The organism is Massilia cavernae (genome assembly GCF_003590855.1).
Classification (GTDB): Bacteria; Pseudomonadota; Gammaproteobacteria; order Burkholderiales; family Burkholderiaceae_D; genus Telluria_A; species Telluria_A cavernae.
This window is the reverse complement of the sequence record NZ_QYUP01000121.1, coordinates 1-25,610: the sequence shown is the minus strand read 5'-3', so window position 1 is coordinate 25,610 and position 25,610 is coordinate 1. Positions and strand designations below refer to the sequence as shown.

Genomic DNA, 25,610 nt, shown 5'->3' with positions numbered 1-25,610 from the left:
GTTTACAACCGCTGATTGCTTCGGTCATTCAGGCTGAACAGTTACGATTCATGAAGGTCCCGTGAACGCCCCGGTATTCAAAGAATTCCTCAAGCGCCTGATGATCGGTGCAACCAAGCCGGTCTTTGTCGTTGTCGATGGGCATTCGATTCATAAAGCCAAGCTGATCAAGGACTATGTCGACAGCCTCAAGGGCAATCTCAAGTTGTTCTACCTGCCGCCGTACTCGCCACACCTGAATCCGGACGAGCAAGTATGGGCTCACGTGAAGCGCCAAGTCAGCAAGCAATTCGTGCAATCCAAGGACGACATGAAAAAGCTCGCTATCGGCGCGCTACGGCGCCTTCAGAAATTGCCAGCACTGGTCAAATCGTTCTTCAGGCAACCCGAGTGCCAGTATGCCGGCTAATTGCTTTACTTTCTAGAAGGTTAGTAACGCTGTGAATATGGGGGGAACGCGAGTTCCAAAGTAAAAAGCCCGGTTACTCCGGCCGGGGCTTTTTCATGCCAAATCGGGCAAAGTTATGCCGCTACTTTATTGGCGGTCAAATCCCATCCGCCAATTGTACTTCCTCCGACTCCGCCGCCAATCTTCTGTTGACTGTATTTCCATTTGACTTTGGAGAATTTCAGGCTGACATGCTCGCCTAGAATAGATCCGGCTTCGATACCCGGCGTAACTGCGCCGACCAGCACGTTTTCGAGTTCGATTTCGAAATATTTGATTGGCGTGCCATTGCCGTCGGCTCGCATGAATTCGAATTTTGCCTTAGGAATCGTTTTTCCCATTGCGCAGGTCTGCATCAGAATGGGCGACGACAAATCAGCCATTTTGCTGAATGTTATTTCTTCCATCTCAACTCGTTCTGCGGTATGTCCGCCGCCGGTGGATGCCGTTGCGCTGCGGGGTTGTATGATGCCCCAGTTTACCGACCCGCATTCAATCCAATCTTTATGTTTGTCATCTTGGGATTCGCCTTTAATGCCATCGATTTGCAGATACACGTCGATTGCCATAAGTCCTCCGGTATTTGTTGAGACTGCCATATTGCAGCGATCAATGAAGAGCTCGCTTGCGGTGCCGCAATAAGTTTGCGTGTTGTAGTGCTAAATTGACTGTTTTCTCGACTACGGAGTATCTTATGACCGGCGTGCTCGCTAAGCCTGTAGCCGTTAATCCTAATTCTAGTTTGAACATGAGTCCTGAAACAAAGGCAAGGATGCGCGCTACAGAAAAGGTAACTGTTCAGCCTGAATGACCAAAGCAATCCGCGTCATTCGCATCGGTGAAAGCGATGTCGCCTGGTTCGGCCTCCGCAATGCATTCCCACAGCCCGTCTTGATGCAGCGCGATCGAGTCTGCATTTCGCAAGTAGAACTCATCGGAATGCAGGCCGTCGATCAGGACCGGACGACGCACGCGCTTTTGTTTTCCGTTGATGAAGATAGTCATGAACTGCGCCTTCTCCCTCTTCTGGGCGGCGGTCAGTTTGCGCTTCGGTTTGGCCATGGGATTGATTGCGATTGCTGACTGTTCGGCCGCTACGCAGCTGGCATGATCGGATCGCCAGCAAATGCGCGGCGCAGCACTTCCAACATGCTGTATCCCTGTTTGCGTAGCGTGTCGAGGCAGGAGCGAATGATGCAGAAATTGTCGGCGCCAGCAATGGTGCGGAAGCAGCCCGATATTTTTTGCTTGACCTTGGGCATGCGGACGGCCCGTTCGGCAATATTGTTGGAGAACGGAACGGTCGGATCGGCGATGAAGCGCAAGATGGCGTCGGCGTGCAGCCGGAAGCGGCGCAGCAGGTTGTGGGCGTCGGACTGTTTGCAGCGACCGGATTTTCCGTCGGGCTTGAGTTGGGGAGGGTTCAGTTGTTCGCCTTGGCGCACGATGTCGTTGTAGACGGTGGTGAAGGCGGCGATGGCATCGGCATCAAATGGCCGGCCCTGCTGTCGCGCCGCCGCGCTCAGTCGTTGGGCGTTGAGCAGCAGTTCCGTCATGGCGGTCGGCCATTGCTGGCCAGTCACTTCCTGCGCATACACCAGTTCTCGAAGGAGATGGGCATTGCACAAGGCATGCAGGCCATCGTCGAGTTTCCAGTATGGGGCCCAGCAATCATGCACCAGAACGCCGATGCGTTTGGGGAGAATGCCATGCGCGACGATGGCGTCCAAGCCGCGCTTTGCGTGCATGCCATACCAGGTCAGTTCCGCCGTGGCCGCCACATGCATCCAGTGCAGTTTGCCGTCGACGCGCAAGCCCGATTCGTCGGCGCACAGCACTGGCGCGTGGTGCAATTGCCGCGCTATCAGGTCGGCTGTGCCCTGCAGGGCCAGGCTCGCTTCGCCAACCCAGGCAAGCAGGGTTGCCGGCGACACAGACAAGCCCGTCATCTCGCCAATCAACTCGGCGGCGCGGGCATATGGCAGCATCTGGCCCTGGGTCAGATGCACCCCCAGTGCGCGCACGTTCGGGCCGTATTGCGCGAGGTCGCCGACCGCAGCGGGGAAGACGCTGTCGTGCCGCTGACCGCAGGCGCAGACCACCGTGTAGACACGGTGTTCCACCACCTCGAAACACATCGTCGGCACATCGAATACCTGACGGCGCTCCAGCACGTGCGCCTGTTCGAGCGCCAGCGCACTGTGGCAGCGGTTGCAATGCGACGGCGGAGGATGATCCTTCGTGCTGGTGGGCTCGGCCACCCGCTTGAGGGTACTGCCTTTATGGCCCGGCTGGCCGCCAACCGCCTTGCCCGACTTGCCGCGCAAGGAACTGGTCTTCTGCTTCTTGGCCAGTCCATCCGAGGATGGTGGCTTGCTCGAATTCTGGCTGTTCATGCCCAGCTTTGCTTCGACCGCATCCAAGCGCGAAAACAGCGCGTCGATGAGTCTGTCCTTGTCCTGATGGGACAACTGCGTGAGGTCGGGACGGGGCGGTTTCGGTGGCATGACAACATGATGCGGCAACTGTACAAAGTTTACAACCGCTGATTGCTTCGGTCATTCAGGCTGAACAGTTACCAGAAAAGAATGTCTATAAGTATTATAACGATATGGGAAAGAATAAAGGGCATTGTACCTGGGGTGCGGGTATTCTCGCACATCGCGGGGTTTGTACTCCCGAGGAGCTCAGCAAGAAAGTTAATGTTGAGATGGTTGACCAGGAATTCGAGCGTCGCGTTGCAGTTGCTGAACGGGCAGTTCGCCGTAATATTAGAGTGCCTCTTAATCAATCGCAATTTGATGCGCTTTGTAGTCTTACTTATAACACCGGTCCGACTGGTGCAAGCGGAACTTACGGTTATATAAATGCAAACGATCTTGCGGGTGCGGCTGATAATATTTCGAGAATGATTAAAGTTACGGTTAAAGAGAAGGGTAAAAAGAAACTCGTTATTGCTCCTGGCCTTATTAAACGGCGTGAAGAAGAGAGCGCGCCTTTCCGCGTAAAACAAGCAAGGGCTGCTAAATAGGAGGGTACATGTCCTTTCTGCACTGTCCTACTCTGCGCCAACGCGCACAATCGTTTCGGATTATCGCTGTTCTAGCATTTGCGAGTTTGTCGACTCCTGTACATGCCGTGGATAATCAGGAGCGCAGCGTTATCGGTAAATGGCGGTTGACCGCTGCGCTCGATGCGTCCGAGATAACATCACTCGATGAGCGGGAGGCGCAGCAGCTTGTCGGGAAAGTATTTACGATAAGTCAGAGCCGGGTTCAGTTCGGCACCCGGAAGTGCTTACCGCCTGACTTCGCCGCCGAGCATGTTGAGCCTCGCCTGTATCTGCGTGAGCAGGCCCACGCAAGCGCATCGAACCTCGGGTTGCCAAATCCTGTGACGGTCGTCAACCTCGGGTGTACTGTCGCGTTCATCAAAGCCAAGGATCGGCTCGTTATCCACTGGGACGGTTGGTTCTTCGACGCGCGGCGGCAGCGGTAGTGTAGTGTCTGTGCAACGTGTGCTAGTTCCTTGCACCTGCCATCTTAAATGCTCTTATGTACCAGAAAGCAGTTGCAAAACAACACCGATTTCCTTTGGTGAAGGCTTGCCGCCGTCAAATTTCGAGGTTGTCGATCAGGCGGGTCGTGCCGAGCTTGGCGGCGGCCAGCACCACCAGCGGCGCGCCCTGGGCCAGGTCGCCGGCCGACGGCGGCTGCAGGTCCATCTGCTTGCGGATCGAGATGTAGTCCGGCTTCCAGCCGCGCTTGGCCAGGTCGTCCATCGCCTTGTGTTCGAGCTGGAACACGTCCAGGTGGCCGGAGCGCACTTCGTTGGCTACCGAGGTCAGCGCCTGGTACAGCGCCGGCGCTTCGGCGCGTTCGGCTTCCGACAGGTACATATTGCGCGACGACAGCGCCAGGCCGTCGTCGGCACGCCAGGTTTCGGCCGCGATGATCTGGGTCGGCAGGGCGAACTGGCGTGCCATGTTCCGCACCATCATCAACTGCTGGTAGTCCTTCTTGCCGAACACGGCCACCTTCGGCTGCACGCAGGAGAACAGCTTGAGCACCACCGTGGTCACGCCGGTGAAGAAGCCCGGGCGGAATTCACCTTCCAGGGTATCGCCCAGCTGGGCTGGCGGGTTGACGCGGAATTCCTGCGGCTCCGGGTACAGTTCCTTCTCGGTCGGCGCGAACAGCACGTACACGCCTTCCTTCTCCAGCTTCTCGACGTCGGCCTGGAAGGTGCGCGGGTACTTGTCGAAGTCTTCGTTCGGGCCGAACTGCAGGCGGTTGACGAAGATGGACGCGACCACCGGGTCGCCGTGCTTGCGCGCCAGGCGCATCAGCGACAGGTGGCCTTCGTGCAGGTTGCCCATGGTCGGGACAAACGCCGTGCGCAGTTGGCCGCTCAGCTGGTCGCGCAGTTCTTCGATGGTTGAGACGATTTTCATGGGATGCGAATCCTAATTTTTGGAAAGGGTGTTCGGTGGCCTATGCCGGCGAGTATGCCAGCCGCACGTAAATCGGTGCGAACGGTTCGGCTTGTGTAATTTCGATCAGGGTTTCCTTGGCCAGCTCGAGCATCGCGACGAAGTGCACGACCACGATGGGCACGCTGCCCACGCCATTGAACAGGTCGGCGAACTCGACGAAGCGCGAGGACTGCAGCTGGCGCAGGATGGCGGTCATGTGCTCGCGCACCGACAGTTCCTGGCGGCTGATCTTGTGATGCTGGGTTAGCTTGGCGCGCTTGAGCACGTCCATCCAGGCGCGCTGCAGGTCGCCCGCGTCGACGTCGGGCCACACCGGCACCGAGCTCTGCTCGATGAATAGCTGGGTGCGCACGAAGTCGCGGTCGAGCTGGGGCACGGCGTTGATGTCGTAGGCGGCCAGCTTGATCTGCTCGTATTCCAACAGGCGGCGCACCAGTTCGGCGCGCGGGTCGCCGGCTTCCTCGTCGCCTTCGACCTTGCGCTGCGGCAGCAGCATGCGCGACTTGATCTCGATGAGCATCGCCGCCATCAGCAGGTACTCGGCCGCCAGCTCCAGGTTGTGCACGCGGATCTGGTCGACGTACTCCAGGTATTGCAGGGTGACCTGCGCCATCGGGATGTCGAGGATGTTGAAGTTCTGCTTGCGGATCAGGTAGAGCAGGAGGTCGAGCGGGCCTTCGAAGGCGTCGAGGAAGATCTCGAGCGCGTCCGGCGGGATGTAGAGGTCCGTCGGCATGCGCAGCAGCGGCTCGCCGTACAGGCGCGCGATGGCGGCGGCGTCGGCCGCATTGTCCGGTTCGGGAGCGGCGGCCGCTTCAAGGGCCGCGGCCGGTTCTGCTACGGGTTCGGCGAGCGTTTCCGCTGCCGCGTCTGGCGACATGGTTTATTCGGTCACAGTTTGTTCTGGTAGACGTAAGCCTGCTGGCGCACACGCGACGCGGCGCGGCGCTCCTGCTCGTCCAGCGAGTGCGGAGCCTTGTCCCACAGCAGCGCACGGCCTTCGCGCTGGCCTTCTTCGATGGCCGGGTTGCTGGCCTTCAGTTCGTTGATGAACTTGGTGTGGTCGGATTCGTACAGGCTGAATTGTTTGAGGAATTTCATTGTTTTCAATGCAAGAGGTGGGCAAACCCGTCTATTCTAACGCGGCGTGGGAAAGGGCGGGTAATTCCCTCGATAAATTACGAATGGGAACGATCACGGAAACACGACCATAAACGCGTAGGGCGGATAAGCGTATGCGCATCCGCCGAATTATGCGCCGTGTTGACGCATGCATCGGCGGATGCACATTCGTTTATCCGCCCTACGTGTTTACCTGTTACTTCTCGGGATGCAGTGCGGTCAGCTGCTTGGCGATGATGTCGTGATTGAGCCACAGCACTGGCCCGATCTTCTCGGCCGCGCCATGGAACATCAGGGGACCTGCGCCTTCCAGCACGAGCGAGCTCAGGTGGTCGGTGATCAGTTCCTTCTTATCCTTGTGCAGCTTGGTGATCTCTTCCGAGGTGCCGATCATCACGTCGGCCAGCGCTGGGGTGTTGTCCATCGGCCAGGCCGGGAAGTTGCGGAACTCGGCGCTGGTGGCGTCGTTGTTGTATTTTTCGATGGTGTCGAGGATGTCATCCACCGAGGTGCCTTCTTCCAGCAGGCTGTCGCAGACCTTCCATTGCTCGTCCGCCCACTTGCCGCCGCCTTCCTTCTTCAGCGCCTTCAGCAGCGGGAACAGCGACAGTTCGACGCCGACGAAGATGTCGGAGGAATTGGTGCGGATTTCCGGGCAGTTGAACACGGTCGCGGCAACGCCATCCTTCCACGCGGCTTCGGCCACGCTTTCCAGGCGCATCTTGGCGTAGCCCTGGGTGTAGTTGGTGTAGGTCTGCCACTGGTATTCGTCGCCGATCAGGATCTCGGTGCCATGGTAGCCATAGGCGGTGTAGCGGACCTGGCCGCCGGCGCTCTCGAGGCGGGCGCGGATCTTCGCGCTGCCGTTGATCAGGTGCTGCAGCGTGTTGGCGGTGACTTCGTCGAAGTTCATCAGGATCAGCTTGCCCAGGTCGCTGTCGAGCAGGGCGCGCGAGGACATGAAGCGCTCGCCGCGGCCCTTGTAGATGCGGTTGGCGATCGCCAGGAAGGCCTTGACCTTCGGAATGCCGCCGGCCATGGTGTGGGCGAAGAAGGCGTTTGCGCCGTCGGGGATCAGCTTGTCGATCTCGGCCATCGCCTTTTCTACCGAGCCGGTGAAGCGCTTGATGCCGGCTGCGCGGCAGGCTTCGATCTTGGCCCAGTCCAGCTTGTCTTCCTGCCAGCTCTTCAGGGTGATGCCCGACAGCAGTTCGGTCGGATTCTGTTCGCCTTCAGGCGCGTCCATGTCGAAACCGGCCATCAGCGGCACGTTGATGATGCGGCCGCCCAGCTTTTCCTCGGCTTCCGCGTGTTCTTCAGCGGTCAGCGCGCGCAGGGTGCCGTTGTCGTCGCGGCGGCCGACGGTGATGCCGACGATGGTCATGCCGGCGGCACGCGCCTGGTCGATCAGGCCATTGACGTAGCCGCGGCCGAACAGCTCGCCAAACAGTACGAACACGTCGCCTTTGCGGAACAGGTTGGCGTGCGGGATGTGCCTAAGGGAGGTCAATTCGGTCATATGGTTTTTCATCACTTAAAAATGATTTTTGGGGACGGGCGAACTTTATGCGTTCTGCCGGCTCAGCGCAATATTATAACGCTTGCAAAATGCAACCGTGAAACACATTTTCGCGCGGCGGCGCGTGGCCGCCGCGCGAAACCGCTTAGCGGATGCGCATGCCCGGCTGTGCGCCCGGCCATGGTTCCAGCACGTAGAGGGCCGGCGGTGCGCCGTCGCGCTTGGCTTTTTCATCGGCGGCAGATGCGCACAGTACCATGCCTTCCGATACGCCGAATTTCATCTTGCGCGGCGCCAGGTTGGCGACCAGCACGGTCAGCTTGCCAACCAGCTGGTCAGGCGTGTACGCTGACTTGATGCCGGAGAATACGTTGCGCAGGCGGCCTTCGCCCACGTCCAGCGTCAGGCGCAGCAGCTTGTCGGAGCCGTCGACGTGTTCGCAGTTGACGATCCTGGCGATGCGCAGGTCGATCTTGGTGAAGTCGTCGATCTTGATTTCCGGCGCGAGTTCCTCGACGCCTTCGGCCGGCGTCGCCGCGGTGGCCGCAGGCGCTGCTTCCGCTGGTGCTGCCAGCGCAGGCGCCGCCGGCTTGTCGAACAGGTCTTCCACCATCTTCGCGTCGACGCGGGTCATCAGGTGGTTGTAGGCGCCGATGGTGCGGCCGAGCATGGTGCTGTAGACGGCGTCGCCGCTGGTGTCGCTCCAGCTGAACGTGTCGTCGTTCAGGAACTCGCCGACGCGCGCAGCCACTTGCGGCAGCACCGGCGACAGCAGGATGGTCAGCTGGCGGAACAGGATCAGCGCGGTGGTGCAGACGTCGTGCAGTTCGGCACGGTTCGGCGCACCGATCTTTTCAGCATCCTTGGCCAGGATCCACGGCTTGTTCTCGTCGACGTACTGGTTGGTGATGTCGGCGATTTCCATGATCTCGCGCAGCGCCTTGCCGTACTCGCGATTCTCGAAGTTGGCGGCGATGCCGGCCTGGCGTTCCACGCCGTCGACCGTCAGTGCGCGGCTGATCCACTCCTGCGCCTTCGGCGACAGGCTTGGCGCCAGCTTGCCGTCGAACTTCTTGGCGATGAAGCCGGCGCAGCGGCTCGCGATGTTGACGTACTTGCCGATCAGGTCGCTGTTGACGCGCGCCACGAAGTCGTCGCCGTTGAAGTCCAGGTCTTCCACTTTCGAGTTCAGCTTGAACGCGATGTAGTAGCGCAGCCATTCCGGGTTCATCTTCAGGTCGAGGTAGCGCAGTGGCGAAATGCCGGTGCCGCGCGACTTGGACATCTTTTCGTTGTTGACGGTCAGGTGGCCGTGCACGTTGACCTTCAGCTTGTCGATGATCGGGTGCTGGGCGAAATTGAGCATCGCCGGCCAGAACAGCAGGTGGAAGGAGACGATGTCCTTGCCGATGAAGTGGACCTGCTCGGTGGCCGGGTCGTTCAGCAGCGCGTTGAAGTCGATGCCTTTCTTGTCGCAGTAATTCTTCAGGCTGGCCAGGTAGCCGACCGGCGCGTCCAGCCACACGTAGAAGAACTTGCCCGGTGCGTCAGGGATCGGGATGCCGAAGTAGGGCGCGTCGCGCGAGATGTCCCAGTCGGCCAGCTTTTCGCCGGACTCGCCCAGCCACTCGGAGACCTTGTTGACCATCTCGGACTGCAGGCGGCCTGGGGTATTCAGCCATTCCTTGAGGAAGGTGAAGCAGCGCGGATCCGACAGCGCGAAGAAGTACTGTTCCGACGGCTTGAGCACAGGCGTGGAGCCGGTGAACACCGAGAACGGGTTGACCAGTTCGGTAGGCTGGTAGGCGGCGCCGCAGACTTCGCAGTTGTCGCCGTACTGGTCCTTGGCGCCGCACTTCGGGCACTCGCCCTTGATGTTGCGGTCGGCCAGGAACATGCCCTTGACCGGGTCGAAGAAGCGGTCGACGGTCCTGGTGACGATCAGGCCGGCGTCGCGCAGCTTGCGGTAGATGCCCTGCGACAGTTCGACGTTTTCCGGCGAGTCGGTGGAGTACCAGTTGTCGAAGGCGATGTGGAAGCCGTCCAGGTACTGCTGGCGGCCCGCCGCGATCTTGGCGACGAATTCCTGCGGCGTGAGGCCTTCCTTTTCGGCCGCGATCATGATCGGCGTGCCGTGGGTGTCGTCGGCGCAGACGAAATGGACCTCGCGCTTGTTGCCGCCGTCGTCCTGCATTCGCTGGAAGCGTACCCAGATATCGGCCTGGATGTATTCCATCATGTGGCCGATGTGGAAGGCTGCGTTGGCGTAGGGCAGGGCAGTGGTGACGAACAGCTTGCGTGTCATGGTCGAAGTGCGCTAGTGAGTAGATGAAGAGATGCATTTTAACAGCGGAAGACCATCATGAGCAGAGGGGAATCCCGGACTTTGCCGTTTTTGCAAGGTCGGATAGTGTGTTTTTGCGCTAAACTTGGCGGATCACCAACGGAGATTCACATGAGCATCACAGCAGAAGACGTCAAGGCCAGCCTTTCCTCCCTCATCGATACCAATACCGAGAAAGACTTCGTCTCGTCCAAATCCATCAAGAATATCAAGGTCGAAGGCGGCGATATTTCGCTCGACGTCGAACTGGGCTACCCGGCCAAAAGCCAGGTCGAAGCCATCCGCTCCGCCGTCACCGGCGCCGTGCAGTCGATTCCGGGCGCGGGCAAGGTCAGCGCCAATGTATATAGCAAGATCATTTCGCACACAGTTCAGCGCGGCCTGAAGCTGATGCCGAACGTGAAGAACATCATCGCCGTGGCCTCGGGCAAGGGCGGCGTCGGCAAGTCGACCACCGCGGTCAACCTGGCGCTGGCGCTGGCGGCCGAAGGCGCCAGCGTCGGCATCCTGGATGCCGACATCTATGGTCCTTCGCAGCCGATGATGCTGGGCGTGAGCGGCCGTCCGCTGTCGAAGGACGGCAAGACCATGGAGCCGCTGGAGAGCCACGGCCTGCAGGTGTCGTCGATCGGTTTCATGATCGATCCGGACGAGCCGATGGTGTGGCGCGGCCCGATGGTGACGCAGGCGCTGCAGCAGCTGCTGGAGCAGACCAACTGGCGCGACCTCGATTACCTGATCGTCGACATGCCGCCGGGTACCGGCGACATCCAGCTGACGCTGTCGCAGAAGGTGCCCGTCACCGGCGCCGTCATCGTCACGACACCGCAGGACATCGCGCTGCTGGACGCGCGCAAGGGCCTGAAGATGTTCGAGAAGGTGGGCATCCCGATCCTGGGCGTGGTGGAGAACATGAGCACCCACATCTGCTCGAACTGCGGCCACACCGAGGCGATTTTTGGCCACGGCGGCGGCCAGAAGATGTGCGCCGACTTCGGCGTCGACTTCCTCGGCGCGCTGCCGCTGACGATGGCGATCCGCGAGCAGACCGATTCGGGCAAGCCGACCGTGGTGTCCGAGCCGGACGGCCCGATCGCCCAGGTCTACAAGGAAATCGCACGCAAGGTGGCGGTCAAGGTGGCCGAGAAGGCCAAGGACATGACCAGCAAGTTCCCCAATATCGTCATCAAGAACGACTAGGGCTGCGCGGGCGGCGCCGCTCCGGCGAGCGCCGCGTTCATGCGCTGCCAGTGCGAGCCTTTCCAGAACACGCCGCGACACACGTCGCAGGTGGAGAACTCGGCGTGGTGCAGTTTTACGCTGGGCGGCAGCTGGTCGATGACCGCTTCCTTGGGAATGTCGCGCAGCGGCGCATTACATTTGAGGCATAAGGTGAAGGGCTTGACGCTGCCGGTCAGGTCCAGCCTTTTGACGATCTCGCGGAACTGGTCGGGCGACTTCAGCGCGTGCACGTAGCAGCCATGGGTGACGCCGCGGCGCTTGAGCAGTTCGCGGTCGCGCGTCAGTACGATACGGTTCTCGGCGATCGACACCTCCACGATCGCTTCATCCTGGTAGTTGTTGTCGTACAGCGTGTCGAAGCCGGCCATGCGCAGGAAGCGTGCGAGCCCGCCCAGGTGGGCGTCGGCGACGAAGCGCAGTTCGCGCAGCGTGTGGTCGCGTACGCGCAGCAGTTCGCTGACGTCGAGCGACTCGAACTTTGGATAGACCGCGACGCGGTCGCCGTCTTCGAGCAAGCGGTCGAAGCCGGCCGATTCTCCATTTACCAGGATCAGTTCCACCTCCGTATGCGGCACGCCGATGGCCTCGATCATGTGCTTGGTCGTGGCGGCGCGCGCGCAGGGCGTGGAAAACTCGCGCCGGCGGCGGTCGGGCGCGATGAAGTCGTTGAGCTCTTCGTAGAAGCGGAAGGTGGCGGTGACCATTCCGCTATCGTACTACCAGCCGATCCGGGCCGCGCGTCCTGCGCCGACCCTGTAAAATAGACGCTTTTATATCCAAGCTTATCTCGCCATGACCGTCGTCCGCACCCGTTTCGCACCAAGTCCAACCGGCTACCTCCACCTCGGTGGCGCGCGCACCGCCCTGTATTCGTGGGCCTACGCGCGCCACTTTGGCGGCACCTTCATCCTGCGCATCGAAGACACCGACCTCGATCGCTCGACCCCGGAAGCAGTGCAGGCCATCCTCGACGGCATGAAGTGGCTGGGCCTGGACCACGACGAAGGCCCGTTCTACCAGATGAAGCGCATGGACCGCTACCGCGAAGTAGTGGCGCAGATGCTGGAAGCCGGCACCGCCTACCTGTGCTACTCGTCGCCGGAAGAAGTCGAGGCGATGCGCGAACGCATGCGCGCCAACGGTGAGAAACCGCGCTACGACGGCACCTGGCGCCCCGAGGCAGGCAAGACCCTGCCGCCAGTGCCAGGCGACCGCAAGCCGGTGGTCCGTTTCAAGAATCCGCTCGACGGCGACGTGACCTGGGACGACGTGGTCAAGGGCACCATCACCATCTCGAACCGCGAACTGGACGACTTGGTCATCGCGCGCCCGGACGGCACGCCGACCTACAACTTCTGCGTCGCGGTCGACGACTGGGACATGCAGATCACCCACGTGCTGCGCGGCGACGACCACGTTAACAACACCCCGCGCCAGATCAACATCCTGCGCGCGATCGGCGCACCGCTGCCGCTGTACGGCCACCTGCCGATGATCCTCGGCGCCGACGGCGAGAAGCTGTCCAAGCGCCACGGCGCGGTCAGCGTGATGGACTATCCGGCCAAGGGCTACCTGCCGGAAGCGATGCTGAACTACCTGGCGCGCCTGGGCTGGAGCCACGGCGACGACGAAGTGTTTTCGATGGAGCAGTTCTGCGCGTGGTTCAACCTCGACCACCTTACCCGTTCGGCCGCGCAGTTCAACAACGAGAAGCTGGCATGGCTGAACAACCACTACATCAAGCAGGCGGACAATGAACGCCTGGCCGCGCTGGCGCGTCCGCTGATGGAAGAGCAGGGGGCCGTGTTCGAAGGCAATCCGCCAGTGGCGGCAGTGTTCGGCCTGATGAAGGAGCGCGTCAACACGGTCAACGAACTGGCCGAAGCGGCGATGCTGTTCTACCGCGAACCGCAGCCGGATGCCGCGCTGATGACCCAGCACCTGACCGACGCCGTCAAGCCGGCGCTGGCGCAGTTGGCCGAGCGCATCGCAACGGTGGAGTGGACCAAGGAAGCGATCGCCGCGATGATCAAGGAAGTGCTCGCCGCAGACGGATTGAAGATGCCGCAGATTGCGATGCCGCTGCGCCTCATCATCACCGGCCAGCTGCAGACGCCTGCCATCGATGCGGTGCTTGCCATCGTCGGACGCGAAACCGTGCTCGCGCGCGTGAACAACTATCTTTGATATTTTTGCTTTTCGCTATTTGCATATTGCATGACGGTACGCTATAATTTTGCTTCTTCACCGGTACGGGGGTATAGCTCAGCTGGGAGAGCGCTTGCATGGCATGCAAGAGGTCAGCGGTTCGATCCCGCTTACCTCCACCAACGTTGAAGAGAGAAGTAACCGTTGCAGTTCAAGGTCCCCATCGTCTAGAGGCCTAGGACATCACCCTTTCACGGTGAGTACGGGGGTTCGAATCCCCCTGGGGACGCCAGGATTCGAGTAGGATGCAGTAGGAGTTTGGTACCGCTAAACACCCTGACTAGTCAGGGTTTTTTATTGGTGCGGTACCAGAAGGCCGGGTGATCGAAGATCATCCAGGACAGGTTTCTGTCCCCATCGTCTAGAGGCCTAGGACATCACCCTTTCACGGTGAGTACGGGGGTTCGAATCCCCCTGGGGACGCCAGTTTATTCAAAGCCGCCTGCGGGCGGCTTTTGAATTTAAGTAGTAAAGAGGCGCTGTAAGGCCTCGATCGCATCACTTTGCTTCTTCACCAGTACGGGGGTATAGCTCAGCTGGGAGAGCGCTTGCATGGCATGCAAGAGGTCAGCGGTTCGATCCCGCTTACCTCCACCAATGTTGAAGAGAGCAGTGAGCAGTGCAGTTCAAGGTCCCCATCGTCTAGAGGCCTAGGACATCACCCTTTCACGGTGAGTACGGGGGTTCGAATCCCCCTGGGGACGCCAGTCATGCAAAAAGCCGCCTTGAGCGGCTTTTTGCTTTTTTGGCCATGACGCGGCCCGCGCAGGGCTGTACTCACCATCCGTTGCGGTATCCAGGGGTTCCAATACCGAACGGCATCCCCGGCATCTGCCCAAAACGCTGCATCAACTGCTGCGGATAAGCCGACGCCAGCGACGCATATGCCGCCATCGCCGGATCCATTCCAAACAACTCCAGCGATCCGCCGCGCCTCGCGCTACCGATACCGCCGAAATTGCCGATGCCGCCAATCTGCCCCATCAACTGCTGCGGCATGATCGCTTGCCCCTGGCCCGGCTGGACCGCCTGCGGCTGCAAGCCCACTGCGATCAGCGCATCCGGCAGGCCCACCCCGGTCTGGAACTGGTCGCCAAGGCTGACGCGGCGCGCGCTCATCTTCAGCAGTTGGAACAGGTGCTCGACCCGTTCGGCACTGCGCATGCGGAACGCGCCCTGGAAGTCGGAATGGTGCGCCAGCACCAGCGCGGCCAGCCCGGTGATATGCGGCGCTGCCATCGAGGTGCCGTCCCAGGCTGCGTAATTATTCGGCGGCACCGTCGACGCGATGGCGACGCCCGGCCCGCACACCGCGACCTGCGGGCCGAAGCAGCTGAACTTGGCAGGGAAGTAGCCGTTCGCATCCACGCCCTGGGTCAGGGTCTCGGCGTGGTAGCTGTCCGGCGGGAATTCATCCAGCTTGCCGATCGCGGCCACTGCCAGCACGTTGGGCGAGGAAGCGGGATACTGCACCGGTCCGCCGGAGTTGCCGGCCGCGACAATGCAGGCGATGCCGGCCCGCTTGGCGCGCACGATCTGCTGTTCCAGCGCCTCCGATGGTTCGGCGCCGCCGAGGCTCAGGTTGACGACGTCGATCTGGTGTTCGATGCAGTATTCCAGCGCGTCGATCAGCTGGCTGACCTGGCCGCCCGGGAACAGCTTGCAGGCGTGGATTTCGGCGTCGGGCGCGAAGCCGCGCATGCCGTGCGCAAGGTCGGCCGCGCCGATCACGCCCGAGCAGTGCGAACCATGCCCCATCGTGTCGTCGCTCCAGGTGTTCGGGTTGGTGCGCTTGTTGATGATGTCGAATCCGGCCCGGATGCGCGACAGTCCTTCGTGCGACGTGGCAGCGCCCGAATCGATGACCGCAATGCGGATACCCTGGCCGCGGTAATTGGCCGGCAGCTGGTCGAGCCGCATCGCCTTCTGGCCCCAGCCGAACAGCTTGGTGTGCGGGAAGCCGGCCAGCGACGGCCACTCGGACAGCATGCGCATCACGACCACATTGGGTTCGTCGATGCTGATGTCGGGATCGCGCTGGTAGAAGCTCCAGAAATCGGCCTTCGGCTTGACGTACAGCCCGCGGATCGACGACGGCGTTTCGCCGTACAGCGTGAGCGTGGCTTGGCCGCCGACATCGGTGACGCCGCTGGCCGGCAACATGCTGCCGAACAGCGACACCTCGGCGTCGGCAAGGGGCGTGCCGTCCTTGCTGACCACGATCACGCTGGCCACCAGCGCCGGCCCCGCGGTCGGCAGTATGTTGCTGACCATGACAGGCTGGCGGAAGGCCGGCTCCATCAGGTTCAGGTACTGGTCGCGCTCGACCAGCAGCTGGCCCTGGCCCTGCTGCATCAGCACGCCCGCCTTCTGGTCGGTCATGCGCGCCACCAGCACGCCTTGGCCGCCGCCGGCGCCAGCCGCAAATGCGCCGACTACATTCCTGGCGCCGACCGTATCGACGATATCGATGTCGTCGCTGGCGCGCAGCGCCTGTTCGACGGCGGACATCGACAGCGGCGCCAGTCCCATCGCCTGCAGGCCTTCGGGGTGGCGCGGCGCAATCAGGAATTGCTTCTTGCGCTCGTGGATGGGACGGCCTGCCGGGCCTGGCTGCGATTGCGGCGCCGCGTCGTCCGGCGCCGGGTTGATGTCATGCGGACTACCTTGTCCGCCATCGGGATTCTTTGGCATTTCTGTTCCTTTCCGATCGTTTACAGCGACCCGCGCTAATCGAACAGCGACAGCGGCTGGTCCCGTTCGATCATCAGTTCGTCTGAATGGCTGAAGCGGCGCTCGAATTCCAGCGCCTTGTAGGCGGCAATCTCGATCACCGCGGTGTGCACCTGGCCTGCCGGCCCGATGGTGTCGACCAGTGCGATGTCGGGATCGCCTCGAATACTTTCGATAAACGTGGCGAGCGGGGCGGGCTCGCGCTTTGCGCGAATGATGTACCGGCCCTTTGGCGGCGCGGCTTGTTGCACGGGCATGCTTTGTCCTCCTGGTTGCAGCTCCCGCCACTGCGGCGGGATCTGTTGACCTGGCCGGGGCCGGGCTTAGTGCAGCGTCTGCTGCGGCGAGTACTGCGGCATGCCTTGCTGGGCTGCCAGTTGCGCCTGCTGCGCGTAGGCGGCCGCCATCGGGTCAACGCTGAACGGCAGCATCTGGCCCAGCTGTCCCGCGGCGCCGCCAATGGTGTTGCCCAGTTGCGCATTGCCGAACAGGCCGCCGATGGCGCCGCCCAGCGGGCGTCCCACCTGGCCGATCAGGTTGCCGAACCATCCCTGCGGGCCGAGCTGGCCTTGCAGCTGCTGGGCTTGCTGCTGCTGTTGTTGGGCGATCAGCTGCGCCAGCTGCTGCTGGTATTGCTGGTGAAGCTGCTGGACCTGTTGCTGCAGCTGTTGTTGCAGCTGCTGGATCTGCTGGATGCCGCCCATGCCCTGGGGCTCGGCGCCGAACGGCAGCAGCTTGCCAAGCTGTCCCGCGACGCCGCCGATGGTCGAGCCCACGCCGGCGTTACCGAGCCAGCCGCCGATCGTGCTGCCAAGTGGCTGGCCGACCTGGCCAATCATGTTGCCAAGCCAGCCTTGCGGCGCCAGTTGTTGCTGCTGCGCCTGCTGGATCTGCTGTGCGTAGGCGGCGGCCACAGGATCGGCGCCGAAGGGCAGCAATCTGCCGAGCTGGCCCGCAGCGCCGCCAATGGTGCTGCCGACGCCCTGGTTGCCGAACAGCCCGCCGATGGCGCCGCCCAGCGGTTGCCCGACTTGTCCGAGCAGGTTGCCGAACCAGCCCTGTGGGGCCAGTTGCTGCTGCTGCGCCTGCTGCATCTGCTGTGCGTAAGCCGCGCTGATGGGATCGGCGCCGAAAGGCAGCAGCCTGCCGAGCTGGCCAGCCACGTTGCCGATGGTCGAACCGGCTTGGGGATTGCCGAACATTCCGCCGATGGCGCCGCCCAGCGGTTGCCCGACCTGGCCGATCAGGTTGCCGAACCAGCCCTGCGGCGCCAGTTGTCCGGACTGCTGCTGCTGCAACTGCTGCATCAGTTGCTGTTGCTGTGCCTGCTGCGCGTAGGCGGCAGTCACCGGATCCACGCCGAACGGCAGCAGCGAGCCGCCGATGCCGCCCGCGAATTGCCCGATCTGGTTGCCGAGCCCCGAGCTACCGAACAGTCCGCCGATGCCGCGGCCAATCGCCCCGCCCAGCGGAGCGCCAAGAAGTCCGCCGAAGAAGCCCTGCGGCGCCAACTGCCCACCCATACCAAAAGCTGCGTTTTGAAAATCTTGCATGACCTACTCCCTTATTGGAGGCGAGCAGTCGCCGATGTCCCCCCGCGTGTCCGATCGTGTTTCTCGATTCTTGCCGGATGACGGTTTCCCTACGGGCGCAAAGACAGCCGCTGCACCGCGTATAGCACTCCGTCAAGCCGGTAAGGAGCGGCTGGCGGTGCGCGCGAGGTCCAGAGCGAGCGCAGATGCGCATCCATGAATGCAAGCCTGGCTTGCAGAAGGAAGGGCGCCCACGCTGGTAGAAGATTGGATAGGCTGACAACGGCGAAAGTTCGAAAATCTTTGCAGTCATTCTCTGTTATTTCGCGATTCGTTTCCTGGCGCGCATGCGCAACGTCGTTTCCGCGTGCCTGCGCAAGAAACGCGTTAGAATGGCTGCCTTCGAATCGCTGGCCGAGGCCGGCGAGCTTGCAACACCTCGCCCCATCCGCCATCGGCACGGCCCAGTTCATCACACATGTCCCTCGATAAAAGCCAAGCAACAACCCTGGCCATTTTCTGCAAGGTCGTCGACAACTACGGCGACATCGGCATCTGCTGGCGCTTGGCGAAGCAGCTGCAGCGCGAGCATGGCGTGGCCGTCACGCTGTGGGTCGACGACCTGCATACATTCAGGCGCATTTGTCCGGGCGTCGCGCCGGAGGCCGCGCTGCAGGAGCTCGAAGGCGTGGCGGTGCGCCACTGGGCCACGCAGGATGGCGAATTTGCGCCGGCCGACATTGCCGATATCGTCATCGAATTCTTCGGCTGCGATATCCCGCCCGGCTACATCGCCGCGATGGCGCAATGCAGTCCGCGGCCGGTGTGGCTCAACCTCGAAGGCCTGACGGCGGAAGAATGGGTGGAAGGCTGCCATACCTTGCCGTCATCGCATCCGCGCCTGCCGCTGACCAAGCATTTCTTCTTCCCCGGCTTTACCGCCAAGACCGGCGGGCTGCTGCGCGAAGGGCTGCTGGAGCAGCGCCACCGCGAGTTCTCAGCCGACCCGGCGGCCAGCGAGGACTTCCTGTCGCGCCTTGGCCTGACGGAGGAGGAGCGGGGCATGTTGAAGGTGTCGCTGTTCTGCTATCCGCACGCGCCGGTGGCCGAATTGCTGGAAGCGTGGCAGCATGGCGAGGCAAAGCTGGCCTGCCTGGTGCCGGAAGGCGTCGCATCCGAGGCTGTGGCCGCATTCCTGGGCGCGGACGCCAGGCCGGGCGCGGTGGCCACGCGCGGTGCGCTGACGGTGCGGGTGCTGCCCTTCGTGCCGCAGCCGGACTACGACAAGCTGCTGTGGGCATGCGACCTGAACTTTGTGCGCGGCGAGGATTCCTGGGTGCGCGCGCAATGGGCCGGCAAGCCCTTCGTCTGGCATATCTATCACCAGGACGAAAACCTGCATCACAAGAAACTGCGCGCCTTCCTTCAGCGTTATTCGCCAGGCATCCCGAGCCTGAACGAATTCTCGCTTGAATGGAATGGGGCGCTCGGCAACGCGGAACAGCAGGCCAATTGGCCCGCGTTGTGGCTGGCGCTGCGGTCAGACATGCAAGTCATTGCGCAAAGGTCTGAACAATGGCACCAGCAAATGTTGGAAAACGGCGATCTCGCAGGCAATTTGCTGCAGTTTGCCGCTTCGCTTGAGCAAGCCGCGCGCGAAACTCAGGTATAATGCCCGGTTAATTTATCAGGTATTCCTAATTCGATCAGACGTGAGCTGACGGCGCTTTTGCCATGATGCGACACTGATTTTAATGCAACCTACTTTTTACGTATCCTCAATATGAAATTTGCAAAAGAAATTCGCGTTGGCAACATCATCATGGTTGACGCAAAGCCTATGATCGTCCTGCGTTCGGACGTCAACGGTTCCAGCCGCACCGGTTTCACCTACAAGTGGAAGATGAAGAACCTGCTGACCAACAGCCCGCTGGAAAACGTGTTCCGCGGCGACGACAAGTTCGACGTCGTCGTGCTGGACAAGAAGCCAGTGACCTACTCGTACTTCGCCGACCCGCTGTACGTCTTCATGGACGAAGAGTACAACCAGTACGAAATCGAAGAAGAGAACCTGGGCGACGCCCTGGCCTACCTGAAGGACGGCATGGAATGCGAAGCTGTCTTCTACGACGGCAAGGCAATCTCGGTTGAACTGCCGACCACCATCGCACGCCAGGTTGTTTACTCGGAGCCTGCGGTCAAGGGCAACACTTCGGGCAACGTCCTGAAGGAAGCCAAGATCGAAAACGCGATCGAAGCCCACCGCCACATCGTCCAGGTGCCACTGTTCGTGAGCCAGGACGACGTGATCGAGATCGACACCCGTACCAACGAGTACAAGCGCGTAGTCCGCAACTAAGCTGCCGCACTCAAAATGAAGCACGCCAGGTTCGCCGGCGTGCTTTTTTTTCGCCTGCTGTAGTTACCTTCGGCTTTTTAAGTTTGGTGAAGACCGGACCCCAGAGCGGGTGTCCGTGTTCGCCGGGCGCCAGGTCGAACGCCGGGTCTAGCTTGAGCGCGGTTTCGAACTGCTTGCGGCACAAGGTCTTGCGCGAGGTGACGCAGTAGCTGAAGGCCTGGTACTTCAACGCTTCGAGCTGGCGCTGCTTGTTGCCGCCGGCCGCGATGTCGCTTGCGCCCAGGCGCTTGATGGCGCCGTTGAAGTCGCCCTTGTTATACAGCTTGATGCCTTCGTCCAGCGCGACCTGGTCGGGCGCGGGGACTGCGGGCTGGACGGGAACGGGTGGCGTGGCGCTTGGTGTGCCTGCGCAGCCGGCGAGGAAGGCCGCGGATGCGGCGATGGTCAGGATGGAAAGTGCTCTCATCCAGCGATTTTAATGGGTTTGCTTCGAACCGGCCGCAAAATCATGGGTAATCGTGCCGGAGGCGCCCGGCCTGACCGTGATGCGGCTGACGTGGTCGGGGAAGCCAGGATTCGATACGCGGACCTCGTGCCTGCCCGCTGTGAGCGACAGCTTCTTCATCGGCGGGCTGACGCCGCGCTCCTTGCCATCCACGTAGACCGTGCCCCAAGGTTTGATGCGCACGTTGTAGCTCGAAAGAACGGGCTTTGCTTCCACCGGGCGTGGCTCGGGCAGGGCGGGCTTCGACAGTTCGGCCATGCGCTTGCGCGCGTGCGCCGCGAAGCGGCCGTCCGGGTGCGCCGACAGGAAGGCGGCGACAGCGTCGGTGCTGGTGACGGAGGCGTCCTTGATCTTGTCCCAGGCTTGCGCTTCGAGATCGGGCGGCGGCGGCTGTTGTTCCGCCTGGGCTGTCATTGGTGCGGGCGCGGGCAATTCGGCCTGTTCGACCGCAGCGGCTGCGGGCTTCACCTGGTTGGCGGCGACGGCCATCACAGGATCGCCCCCACCGACCGCATACATGAAAAGGCCCGCCAGCAGCACGCCCCCGCCCAGCATGCCCCACATCCAGCGTGGCGCGGGTGCGCGTTTGCCGTCGTGCGTCGCGGTGGCGGCAGGCGCCGGCGTGCCGGCCTTGAGTGCCTGCTGCGCGCGTTCCACCGTCGCGATGCGCTGGGTGGCGCCGGCCGGGCGCGGGCGCGGCGCGCCCGCATCGACGATGCCAAGCAGGGCGCGAAAGCTGTCGATGGTTTGCGGGCGCTCCTGCGCCGGCACCGCCAGCGCGGTGTCGAGGGCGAACAGGAAGTCCTCGCTGTAATCCTCCAGCCCACGGCTGGCCAGCGGAGCCATCGGGTCCCTGATCATGCGCGCGATCGAGGTCGGTGGCGCTTCCTTGAAGATGGCGAAGTACATCACCGCGGCCAGCGCGTAGATATCGGTGTACGGGCCTTGCGGCAGCGAGGCGTCGCCCGCGTATTGTTCGACCGGCGCGTAGCCGGGTTTCAGGATCACGGTCAGGCCGCGCGTCATGTCGCCGATCACCTGGCGCGCGGAGCCGAAATCGAGCAGCACGGCGTCGCCGTTGTCCTGCACGATGATATTGTCCGGCGAAACGTCGCGGTGCAGCAGCTGCATCGTGTACAGCATATCGAGCGCGCCCAGGATCTGCCTGAGCACCTTCAGGCACCATTCCTCGGTCACCAGTCCGGGGCTGTTGGCGACGATGTCCTTGATGGTGCGGCCTTCGTAGTACTGCATCGCCGTGTAGGCGGTCTGGTTCTGCTCCCAGAAGCGGTACACCTTGACCAGCGAAGGGTGGTCGAACTGCGCCAGGAAACGCGCTTCGTTGATGAAGCTCTTGAGGCCGAGCTCGAAGGTCTCCTGGTGGCGCTCGGCGCGCACCGTCACGCTGTCGTCCGGCGCGCGCGAAGCCAGCGGGCCCGGTATGTACTCCTTGATCGCCACGCTGCGCTGGAGCGAATGGTCGAACGCCACGTAGACGATGCCGAAGCCGCCTTCGCCGAGCACGCCGGTGATCTCGAAGTCGGCCAGCCGGGTGCCGATGGGCAGGCAGTTTTCCGAGCCCGCGAAGCGCACGCCAGCCGTCATGCCGGCGCCCCGCGCACCATTACCGCATACGCCGAATAGTTGTCGCGCACCTTGCGCGTGGCGCCGGCATTGGACTGCGCCACGCGGCTCAGCGCCGCCAGCCAGTCCTCGGGCGACAGCGCGGCCTGCAGCGTGCGTTCCATGTCGTCGTCGTGCACCCATTCCCACAGGCCGTCGCTGCAAAGCAGGAAGGCGTCGCCCGGACTGACCGTGGTTTCCTCGCTGACCGCGGCGCTGGTGTCGCCGCCGGCGCCGAGCGCCGCGTACAGCACGTTGCGTTGCGGATGGGTGCGCAACTGGCCGGTGCTGGCGTAGCCGGCGTCGATCAGCTGCTGGGTGAGGCTGTGGTCTTTGCTGACGGAGTGCAGGCGCCCGCCGCGGAACAGGTAGACCCGGGTGTCGCCGAGGTGCGCCCACACTGCCTGGCCGGCCTGCTGGTCGACCAGCAGCGCGGCGATGGTGGTGCTCATGTCTTCGCGTCCGGGTGCGGCCTGCTTGTCGCTGACGATGCGCTCGCCCGCCTGTTCGACCATGGCGCGCAGCGCGGCGGCGCCGAAGGCCGGGTTGCCGGCAAAGCTACCGAGCACCGATTCGACCGCGAGGCGCGAGGCGACTTCGCCGCCCACATGGCCGCCGGCGCCGTCGGCCACCACGAAGCAGGCGATGCCTTCTTTGCCGGCGTCGCCGATGGCGTCCTGGTTAGTTTCGCGCATGCCCTGCGCACAGAGGCTGGACGACACCAGGCTCACGATGGCGGTGGCCAGTTCAGACATGGGCGGCATCCTTGTCGAAGCGGTCCACCTCATGTTCGTAGGCGGCCAGGAAGGCGGCGCCGAACGCGCCCTTGAATTCATCGCGGGCCTCGGTGGCCAGCGCGCCATACTGGCGCACGTATTCACGCCACAGCGCCGCGGGCCGGCGCGACGGGATCAGCGTATCGAGCACGCCGGGCGCGCCCAGCGCCGCTTCCAGGTGCGAGGGGGCGAGGCGCTGCATCACGCCGTCCATGCTGGCGCGGCAGCCGGCGACCACGCCAAGCTGGTGGCCGTGCAGCGCGCGGCTGGCGTCCTCGATCGCTTCCATCGGCTCCATAAAGCCGGGCATTTTCTTGCGCAGCATCTGGGTCAGCACAGTCGGGCTGTCGGGGAAAAACTTGAGCGGATTGTTGTTGCGGACCACCACCATGGTGACGTCGGCCTTCACTTCCTGCTTGACCAGCGAGCGCAGCGCCAGCTGGTCGATCGCGCCCTGCAGCGAGTTCGCCAGCAGCTTGCCGACCAGCTCCATCAGCTCGGGCGTCAGGCCGGAGGCGAGCGCGTCCGTGGGAATCCCGGCGCCGCGCAGGAACGCCTGGGTCAGCGCATCGGTCGCGTCCGCGCTGTCAGGTGAGATATCCGCAAGCTTGCTCATTTGACTAGTCAATTGGGTTGAAAAGTTTATCTGAGGCAATAATGCCAGATTTGGCTGCCGTGTGCATCAGTCAAACGCACTCCGCTGTGCGGTACGGGACAGAAAGCGACAGAAAGTTCACCCGAAGAGAAGGAGGAGTGGCAGGCGCACCTCCGGTACGGGCGATCAGGCAGCGATAAAGCGCATCTTGAAGCTGCGGCCCTTGAAGTTGCCGAAGTCCGGGCCCAGCTTGTTGCCGGCGTTGAGGCGCTTGAAGGCCGCTTCCGCCACATGGCGGTCGAGCGCCACGTAGGTCTGGAACTCGGTAACGTTGATCTTGCCTACCTGTTCCTTCGTCAGTTGCGCGTCGCCGGTCAGCGCGCCCAGCACGTCGCCGGGGCGCAGCTTGTCCTTCTTGCCGCCGTGGATGCACAGCGTGACCATGGGCGCCGGCGCCGCTTCCTCGCCCTCGGTGTCATCCAGTTCGGACAAAGCGTGCCACGCCACCGGCGCGCCCTGGTATTCCTCGATCAGGCGCACCCACTTCTTCTCGTTCGGCGCGCACAGCGACAGCGCCAGGCCCGACTCGCCGGCGCGGCCGGTGCGGCCCACGCGGTGGATGTGGACTTCGGTGTCCTTCGAGACGTCGACGTTGATCACCGCGCCCAGGTTGGCGATGTCGAGGCCGCGCGCGGCGACGTCGGTTGCCACCAGCACCGAGCAGCTGCGGTTGGCGAACAGCACCAGGATCTCGTCGCGCTCGCGCTGTTCCAGGTCGCCGTACAGTGCCAGCGCGGAGAAGCCCTGCGACTGCAGTTCCTCGGCCAGTTCGCGGCAATGCACCTTGGTATTGCAGAAGGCGAGGGTGGACACCGGCTTGAAATGCTTCAGCAGGCGGCCGACGGCCTGGTCGCGCTCGTCGAAGCCCACTTCATAGAAGCGCTGCTCGATCTGGTCGCCGGTGTGCTGCGCCTCGACGATCACTTCCACCGGGTCGACCAGGAAAGGCTCGGTGGCGCGGCGGATGTCGTCCGGGTAGGTGGCCGAGAACAGCAGGGTCTGGCGGCGCTGCGGGCAGGCGCTCACGATGCCCGCGATCTCGTCGTAGAAGCCCATGTCGGTCATGCGGTCCGCTTCGTCCAGCACCAGGGTCTGCACGTGCGACAGGTTGATGGTGCCGCGTCCGAGGTGGTCGCGGATGCGGCCCGGGGTGCCGACCACGATGTGGGCGCCGTGTTCGAGCGACGCGATCTGCGGGCGCATGGCGGTGCCGCCGGTGAGGGTCAGCACCTTGATATTGCCTTCGCCGCGCGCGAGGCGGCGCAATTCGTTCGCCACCTGGTCGGCCAGTTCGCGGGTAGGGCACAGCACCAGGCCCTGCACCGCGAACCACGCCGGGTTCAGCTTGTGCAGGATGCCGATGCCGAAGGCCGCCGTCTTGCCGCTGCCGGTCTTCGCCTGCGCGATCAGGTCGCGGCCCTCGAGCACCGGCGGCAGGCTCTGGGCCTGGATGGTGGTCATCTCGTGGTAGCCGAGCGTGTCGAGGTTGGACAGCAGGGCTTGCGACAGGGGCAGGGTGGAGAAGGCGTTAGTAGTCATGGTGGCGGGGCCGGGCAAAAGGAGAACGGGCCTAGTCTATCAGGCGACCGGGCCGGGAGGTGCTGCGCGCGCGGCGGGCAGGCCGCGCATGGTGGAATCAGGCCTGGGCCCAGATGGGCAGGCCGGTCAGGTCGAGGTTCTCGTCGCGGCGCCAGACCGGCAGGCCGGTGGCGTCGGTTTCGTCCAGCAGTTCGAGCTGTTCTTGCTTGAGGGAGGTTTTGCGCGGGCGGCGCGTGGTGGCGCGCGGCACTTCAATCGTGGACGGCGCCAGCGGGACGGCTGCCTCGAAACCCGGCAGGTCAAACGTCGCGTTATCTTTTTTGTCTCTCATGTCGACCTCTTTACACCAAGCGCGGTTGACCGGCTGCGCTGGTGCGGAACGGCTTAAGGCAGCCATTCCCATTCTTAAAAACAAAAGCCCGGCTGATGAAAGTCGGGCTCCGTAGTGATATTGGTTGCGGGGACAGGATTTGAACCTGTGACCTTCGGGTTATGAGCCCGACGAGCTGC

Annotated in this window: 24 protein-coding genes, 5 tRNA genes and 1 pseudogene; 12 read left to right on the top strand and 18 right to left on the bottom strand. The window is 62.6% G+C overall.

Going from position 1 to position 25,610, the window contains the following annotated elements:
* Positions 1-46 precede the first annotated feature (46 nt).
* Positions 47-409, top strand: a pseudogene (locus D3872_RS15095) (transposase); the annotation flags it as partial.
* A gap of 113 nt (positions 410-522) precedes the next feature.
* Here D3872_RS15095 and D3872_RS15090 read toward each other — a convergent pair.
* The 3 genes from D3872_RS15090 to tnpC all read right to left on the bottom strand — a co-directional run bounded on the left by D3872_RS15090 (position 523) and on the right by tnpC (position 2,955).
* The gene (locus tag D3872_RS15090; RefSeq protein WP_119811577.1) at positions 523-1,017 is read right to left on the bottom strand and encodes an Hcp family type VI secretion system effector; all 495 of its coding nucleotides are present in this window, start codon (positions 1,015-1,017) and stop codon (positions 523-525) included.
* A gap of 229 nt (positions 1,018-1,246) precedes the next feature.
* Positions 1,247-1,510, bottom strand: a complete 264-nt coding sequence (locus D3872_RS15085) for a hypothetical protein (RefSeq protein WP_119809238.1) — start codon at positions 1,508-1,510, stop codon at positions 1,247-1,249.
* 32 nt (positions 1,511-1,542) lie between these two features.
* Positions 1,543-2,955, bottom strand: a complete 1,413-nt coding sequence (gene tnpC / locus D3872_RS15080) for an IS66 family transposase (protein ID WP_119809239.1) — start codon at positions 2,953-2,955, stop codon at positions 1,543-1,545.
* Between the two features lie 38 nt (positions 2,956-2,993).
* On the opposite strand from tnpC, the gene D3872_RS15075 reads away from it, so the two are divergent.
* Entirely contained in the window at positions 2,994-3,479 is a 486-nt protein-coding gene (locus tag D3872_RS15075; protein WP_441295146.1) for a lysozyme, read from the top strand.
* Between the two features lie 8 nt (positions 3,480-3,487).
* Positions 3,488-3,946, top strand: a complete 459-nt coding sequence (locus D3872_RS15070; RefSeq protein ID WP_147373893.1) for a hypothetical protein — start codon at positions 3,488-3,490, stop codon at positions 3,944-3,946.
* 115 nt (positions 3,947-4,061) lie between these two features.
* On the opposite strand, the gene panC is transcribed toward D3872_RS15070, so the two are convergent.
* From panC to metG, 5 genes are all read right to left on the bottom strand, one after another.
* Positions 4,062-4,901 (bottom strand): pantoate--beta-alanine ligase, encoded by an 840-nt coding sequence (gene panC / locus D3872_RS15065; RefSeq protein WP_119811574.1) that lies wholly within the window; start codon positions 4,899-4,901, stop codon positions 4,062-4,064.
* A gap of 40 nt (positions 4,902-4,941) precedes the next feature.
* Positions 4,942-5,823, bottom strand: coding sequence for a segregation and condensation protein A (locus D3872_RS15060; protein WP_119811573.1), 882 nt, complete (start codon positions 5,821-5,823; stop codon positions 4,942-4,944).
* An 11-nt stretch (positions 5,824-5,834) separates the two neighbouring features.
* Positions 5,835-6,044 (bottom strand): DUF3460 family protein, encoded by a 210-nt coding sequence (locus D3872_RS15055; protein WP_119811572.1) that lies wholly within the window; start codon positions 6,042-6,044, stop codon positions 5,835-5,837.
* A gap of 217 nt (positions 6,045-6,261) precedes the next feature.
* Positions 6,262-7,584, bottom strand: coding sequence for an enoyl ACP reductase FabMG family protein (locus D3872_RS15050; RefSeq protein WP_119811571.1), 1,323 nt, complete (start codon positions 7,582-7,584; stop codon positions 6,262-6,264).
* A gap of 145 nt (positions 7,585-7,729) precedes the next feature.
* Entirely contained in the window at positions 7,730-9,889 is a 2,160-nt protein-coding gene (metG, locus tag D3872_RS15045; protein ID WP_119811570.1) for a methionine--tRNA ligase, read from the bottom strand.
* Between the two features lie 150 nt (positions 9,890-10,039).
* Between metG and apbC the strand changes: the two genes are divergently transcribed.
* Positions 10,040-11,128, top strand: coding sequence for an iron-sulfur cluster carrier protein ApbC (apbC, locus tag D3872_RS15040; protein ID WP_119811569.1), 1,089 nt, complete (start codon positions 10,040-10,042; stop codon positions 11,126-11,128).
* Here the strand turns inward: apbC and D3872_RS15035 are convergent.
* Complete coding sequence (locus tag D3872_RS15035) at positions 11,125-11,874, bottom strand: Mut7-C RNAse domain-containing protein (protein WP_119811568.1); 750 nt, start codon at positions 11,872-11,874, stop codon at positions 11,125-11,127. The genes apbC and D3872_RS15035 overlap by 4 nt on opposite strands.
* Positions 11,875-11,962: 88 nt before the next feature.
* Between D3872_RS15035 and gltX the strand changes: the two genes are divergently transcribed.
* The 6 genes from gltX (at position 11,963) to D3872_RS15005 (ending at position 14,085) form a co-directional block, all read left to right on the top strand.
* A complete protein-coding gene (gene gltX / locus D3872_RS15030) occupies positions 11,963-13,357 on the top strand; it encodes a glutamate--tRNA ligase (protein WP_119811567.1) in 1,395 nt (464 codons plus the stop codon).
* A 67-nt stretch (positions 13,358-13,424) separates the two neighbouring features.
* Positions 13,425-13,500 (top strand) — tRNA-Ala (locus tag D3872_RS15025).
* A 34-nt stretch (positions 13,501-13,534) separates the two neighbouring features.
* A tRNA-Glu gene (locus D3872_RS15020) sits at positions 13,535-13,610 on the top strand.
* A 118-nt stretch (positions 13,611-13,728) separates the two neighbouring features.
* Positions 13,729-13,804: transfer RNA gene (locus D3872_RS15015), tRNA-Glu, on the top strand.
* 95 nt (positions 13,805-13,899) lie between these two features.
* Positions 13,900-13,975 (top strand) — tRNA-Ala (locus tag D3872_RS15010).
* A gap of 34 nt (positions 13,976-14,009) precedes the next feature.
* Positions 14,010-14,085 (top strand) — tRNA-Glu (locus D3872_RS15005).
* A gap of 70 nt (positions 14,086-14,155) precedes the next feature.
* Here the strand turns inward: D3872_RS15005 and D3872_RS15000 are convergent.
* The 3 genes from D3872_RS15000 to D3872_RS27075 all read right to left on the bottom strand — a co-directional run bounded on the left by D3872_RS15000 (position 14,156) and on the right by D3872_RS27075 (position 17,664).
* Positions 14,156-16,072 carry a S8 family serine peptidase gene (locus D3872_RS15000; RefSeq protein ID WP_119811566.1) on the bottom strand — a complete coding sequence of 639 codons (1,917 nt, stop codon included), beginning with the start codon at positions 16,070-16,072 and terminating at the stop codon, positions 14,156-14,158.
* Positions 16,073-16,107: 35 nt separating this feature from the next.
* Positions 16,108-16,368, bottom strand: a complete 261-nt coding sequence (locus D3872_RS14995) for a hypothetical protein (protein ID WP_119811565.1) — start codon at positions 16,366-16,368, stop codon at positions 16,108-16,110.
* Positions 16,369-16,434: 66 nt separating this feature from the next.
* On the bottom strand, positions 16,435-17,664 hold the full coding sequence (locus tag D3872_RS27075) for a hypothetical protein (protein WP_274381727.1): 1,230 nt from the start codon (positions 17,662-17,664) through the stop codon (positions 16,435-16,437).
* Positions 17,665-18,121: 457 nt separating this feature from the next.
* Between D3872_RS27075 and earP the strand changes: the two genes are divergently transcribed.
* The gene (gene earP / locus D3872_RS14985; protein WP_119811563.1) at positions 18,122-19,315 is read left to right on the top strand and encodes an elongation factor P maturation arginine rhamnosyltransferase EarP; all 1,194 of its coding nucleotides are present in this window, start codon (positions 18,122-18,124) and stop codon (positions 19,313-19,315) included.
* 111 nt (positions 19,316-19,426) lie between these two features.
* Positions 19,427-20,002 carry an elongation factor P gene (locus tag D3872_RS14980; RefSeq protein ID WP_119811562.1) on the top strand — a complete coding sequence of 192 codons (576 nt, stop codon included), beginning with the start codon at positions 19,427-19,429 and terminating at the stop codon, positions 20,000-20,002.
* A gap of 10 nt (positions 20,003-20,012) precedes the next feature.
* On the opposite strand, the gene D3872_RS14975 is transcribed toward D3872_RS14980, so the two are convergent.
* The 6 genes from D3872_RS14975 to D3872_RS14950 form a co-directional block, all read right to left on the bottom strand.
* Positions 20,013-20,468 carry a TssQ family T6SS-associated lipoprotein gene (locus D3872_RS14975; RefSeq protein ID WP_182915814.1) on the bottom strand — a complete coding sequence of 152 codons (456 nt, stop codon included), beginning with the start codon at positions 20,466-20,468 and terminating at the stop codon, positions 20,013-20,015.
* Positions 20,469-20,477: 9 nt separating this feature from the next.
* Positions 20,478-22,112 carry a serine/threonine-protein kinase gene (locus D3872_RS14970; protein WP_119811561.1) on the bottom strand — a complete coding sequence of 545 codons (1,635 nt, stop codon included), beginning with the start codon at positions 22,110-22,112 and terminating at the stop codon, positions 20,478-20,480.
* Positions 22,109-22,885 carry a PP2C family protein-serine/threonine phosphatase gene (locus tag D3872_RS14965; protein ID WP_182915813.1) on the bottom strand — a complete coding sequence of 259 codons (777 nt, stop codon included), beginning with the start codon at positions 22,883-22,885 and terminating at the stop codon, positions 22,109-22,111. The genes D3872_RS14970 and D3872_RS14965 overlap by 4 nt, the downstream gene beginning before the upstream one ends.
* Positions 22,878-23,522, bottom strand: coding sequence for a type VI secretion system-associated FHA domain protein TagH (tagH, locus tag D3872_RS14960; RefSeq protein ID WP_119811559.1), 645 nt, complete (start codon positions 23,520-23,522; stop codon positions 22,878-22,880). Before tagH ends, D3872_RS14965 begins: the two co-directional genes overlap by 8 nt.
* 165 nt (positions 23,523-23,687) lie before the next feature.
* Positions 23,688-25,100, bottom strand: coding sequence for an ATP-dependent RNA helicase DbpA (dbpA, locus tag D3872_RS14955; RefSeq protein WP_119811616.1), 1,413 nt, complete (start codon positions 25,098-25,100; stop codon positions 23,688-23,690).
* Positions 25,101-25,197: 97 nt separating this feature from the next.
* Positions 25,198-25,431, bottom strand: coding sequence for a hypothetical protein (locus tag D3872_RS14950; RefSeq protein ID WP_119811558.1), 234 nt, complete (start codon positions 25,429-25,431; stop codon positions 25,198-25,200).
* Between the last annotated feature and the right edge of the window lie 179 nt (positions 25,432-25,610).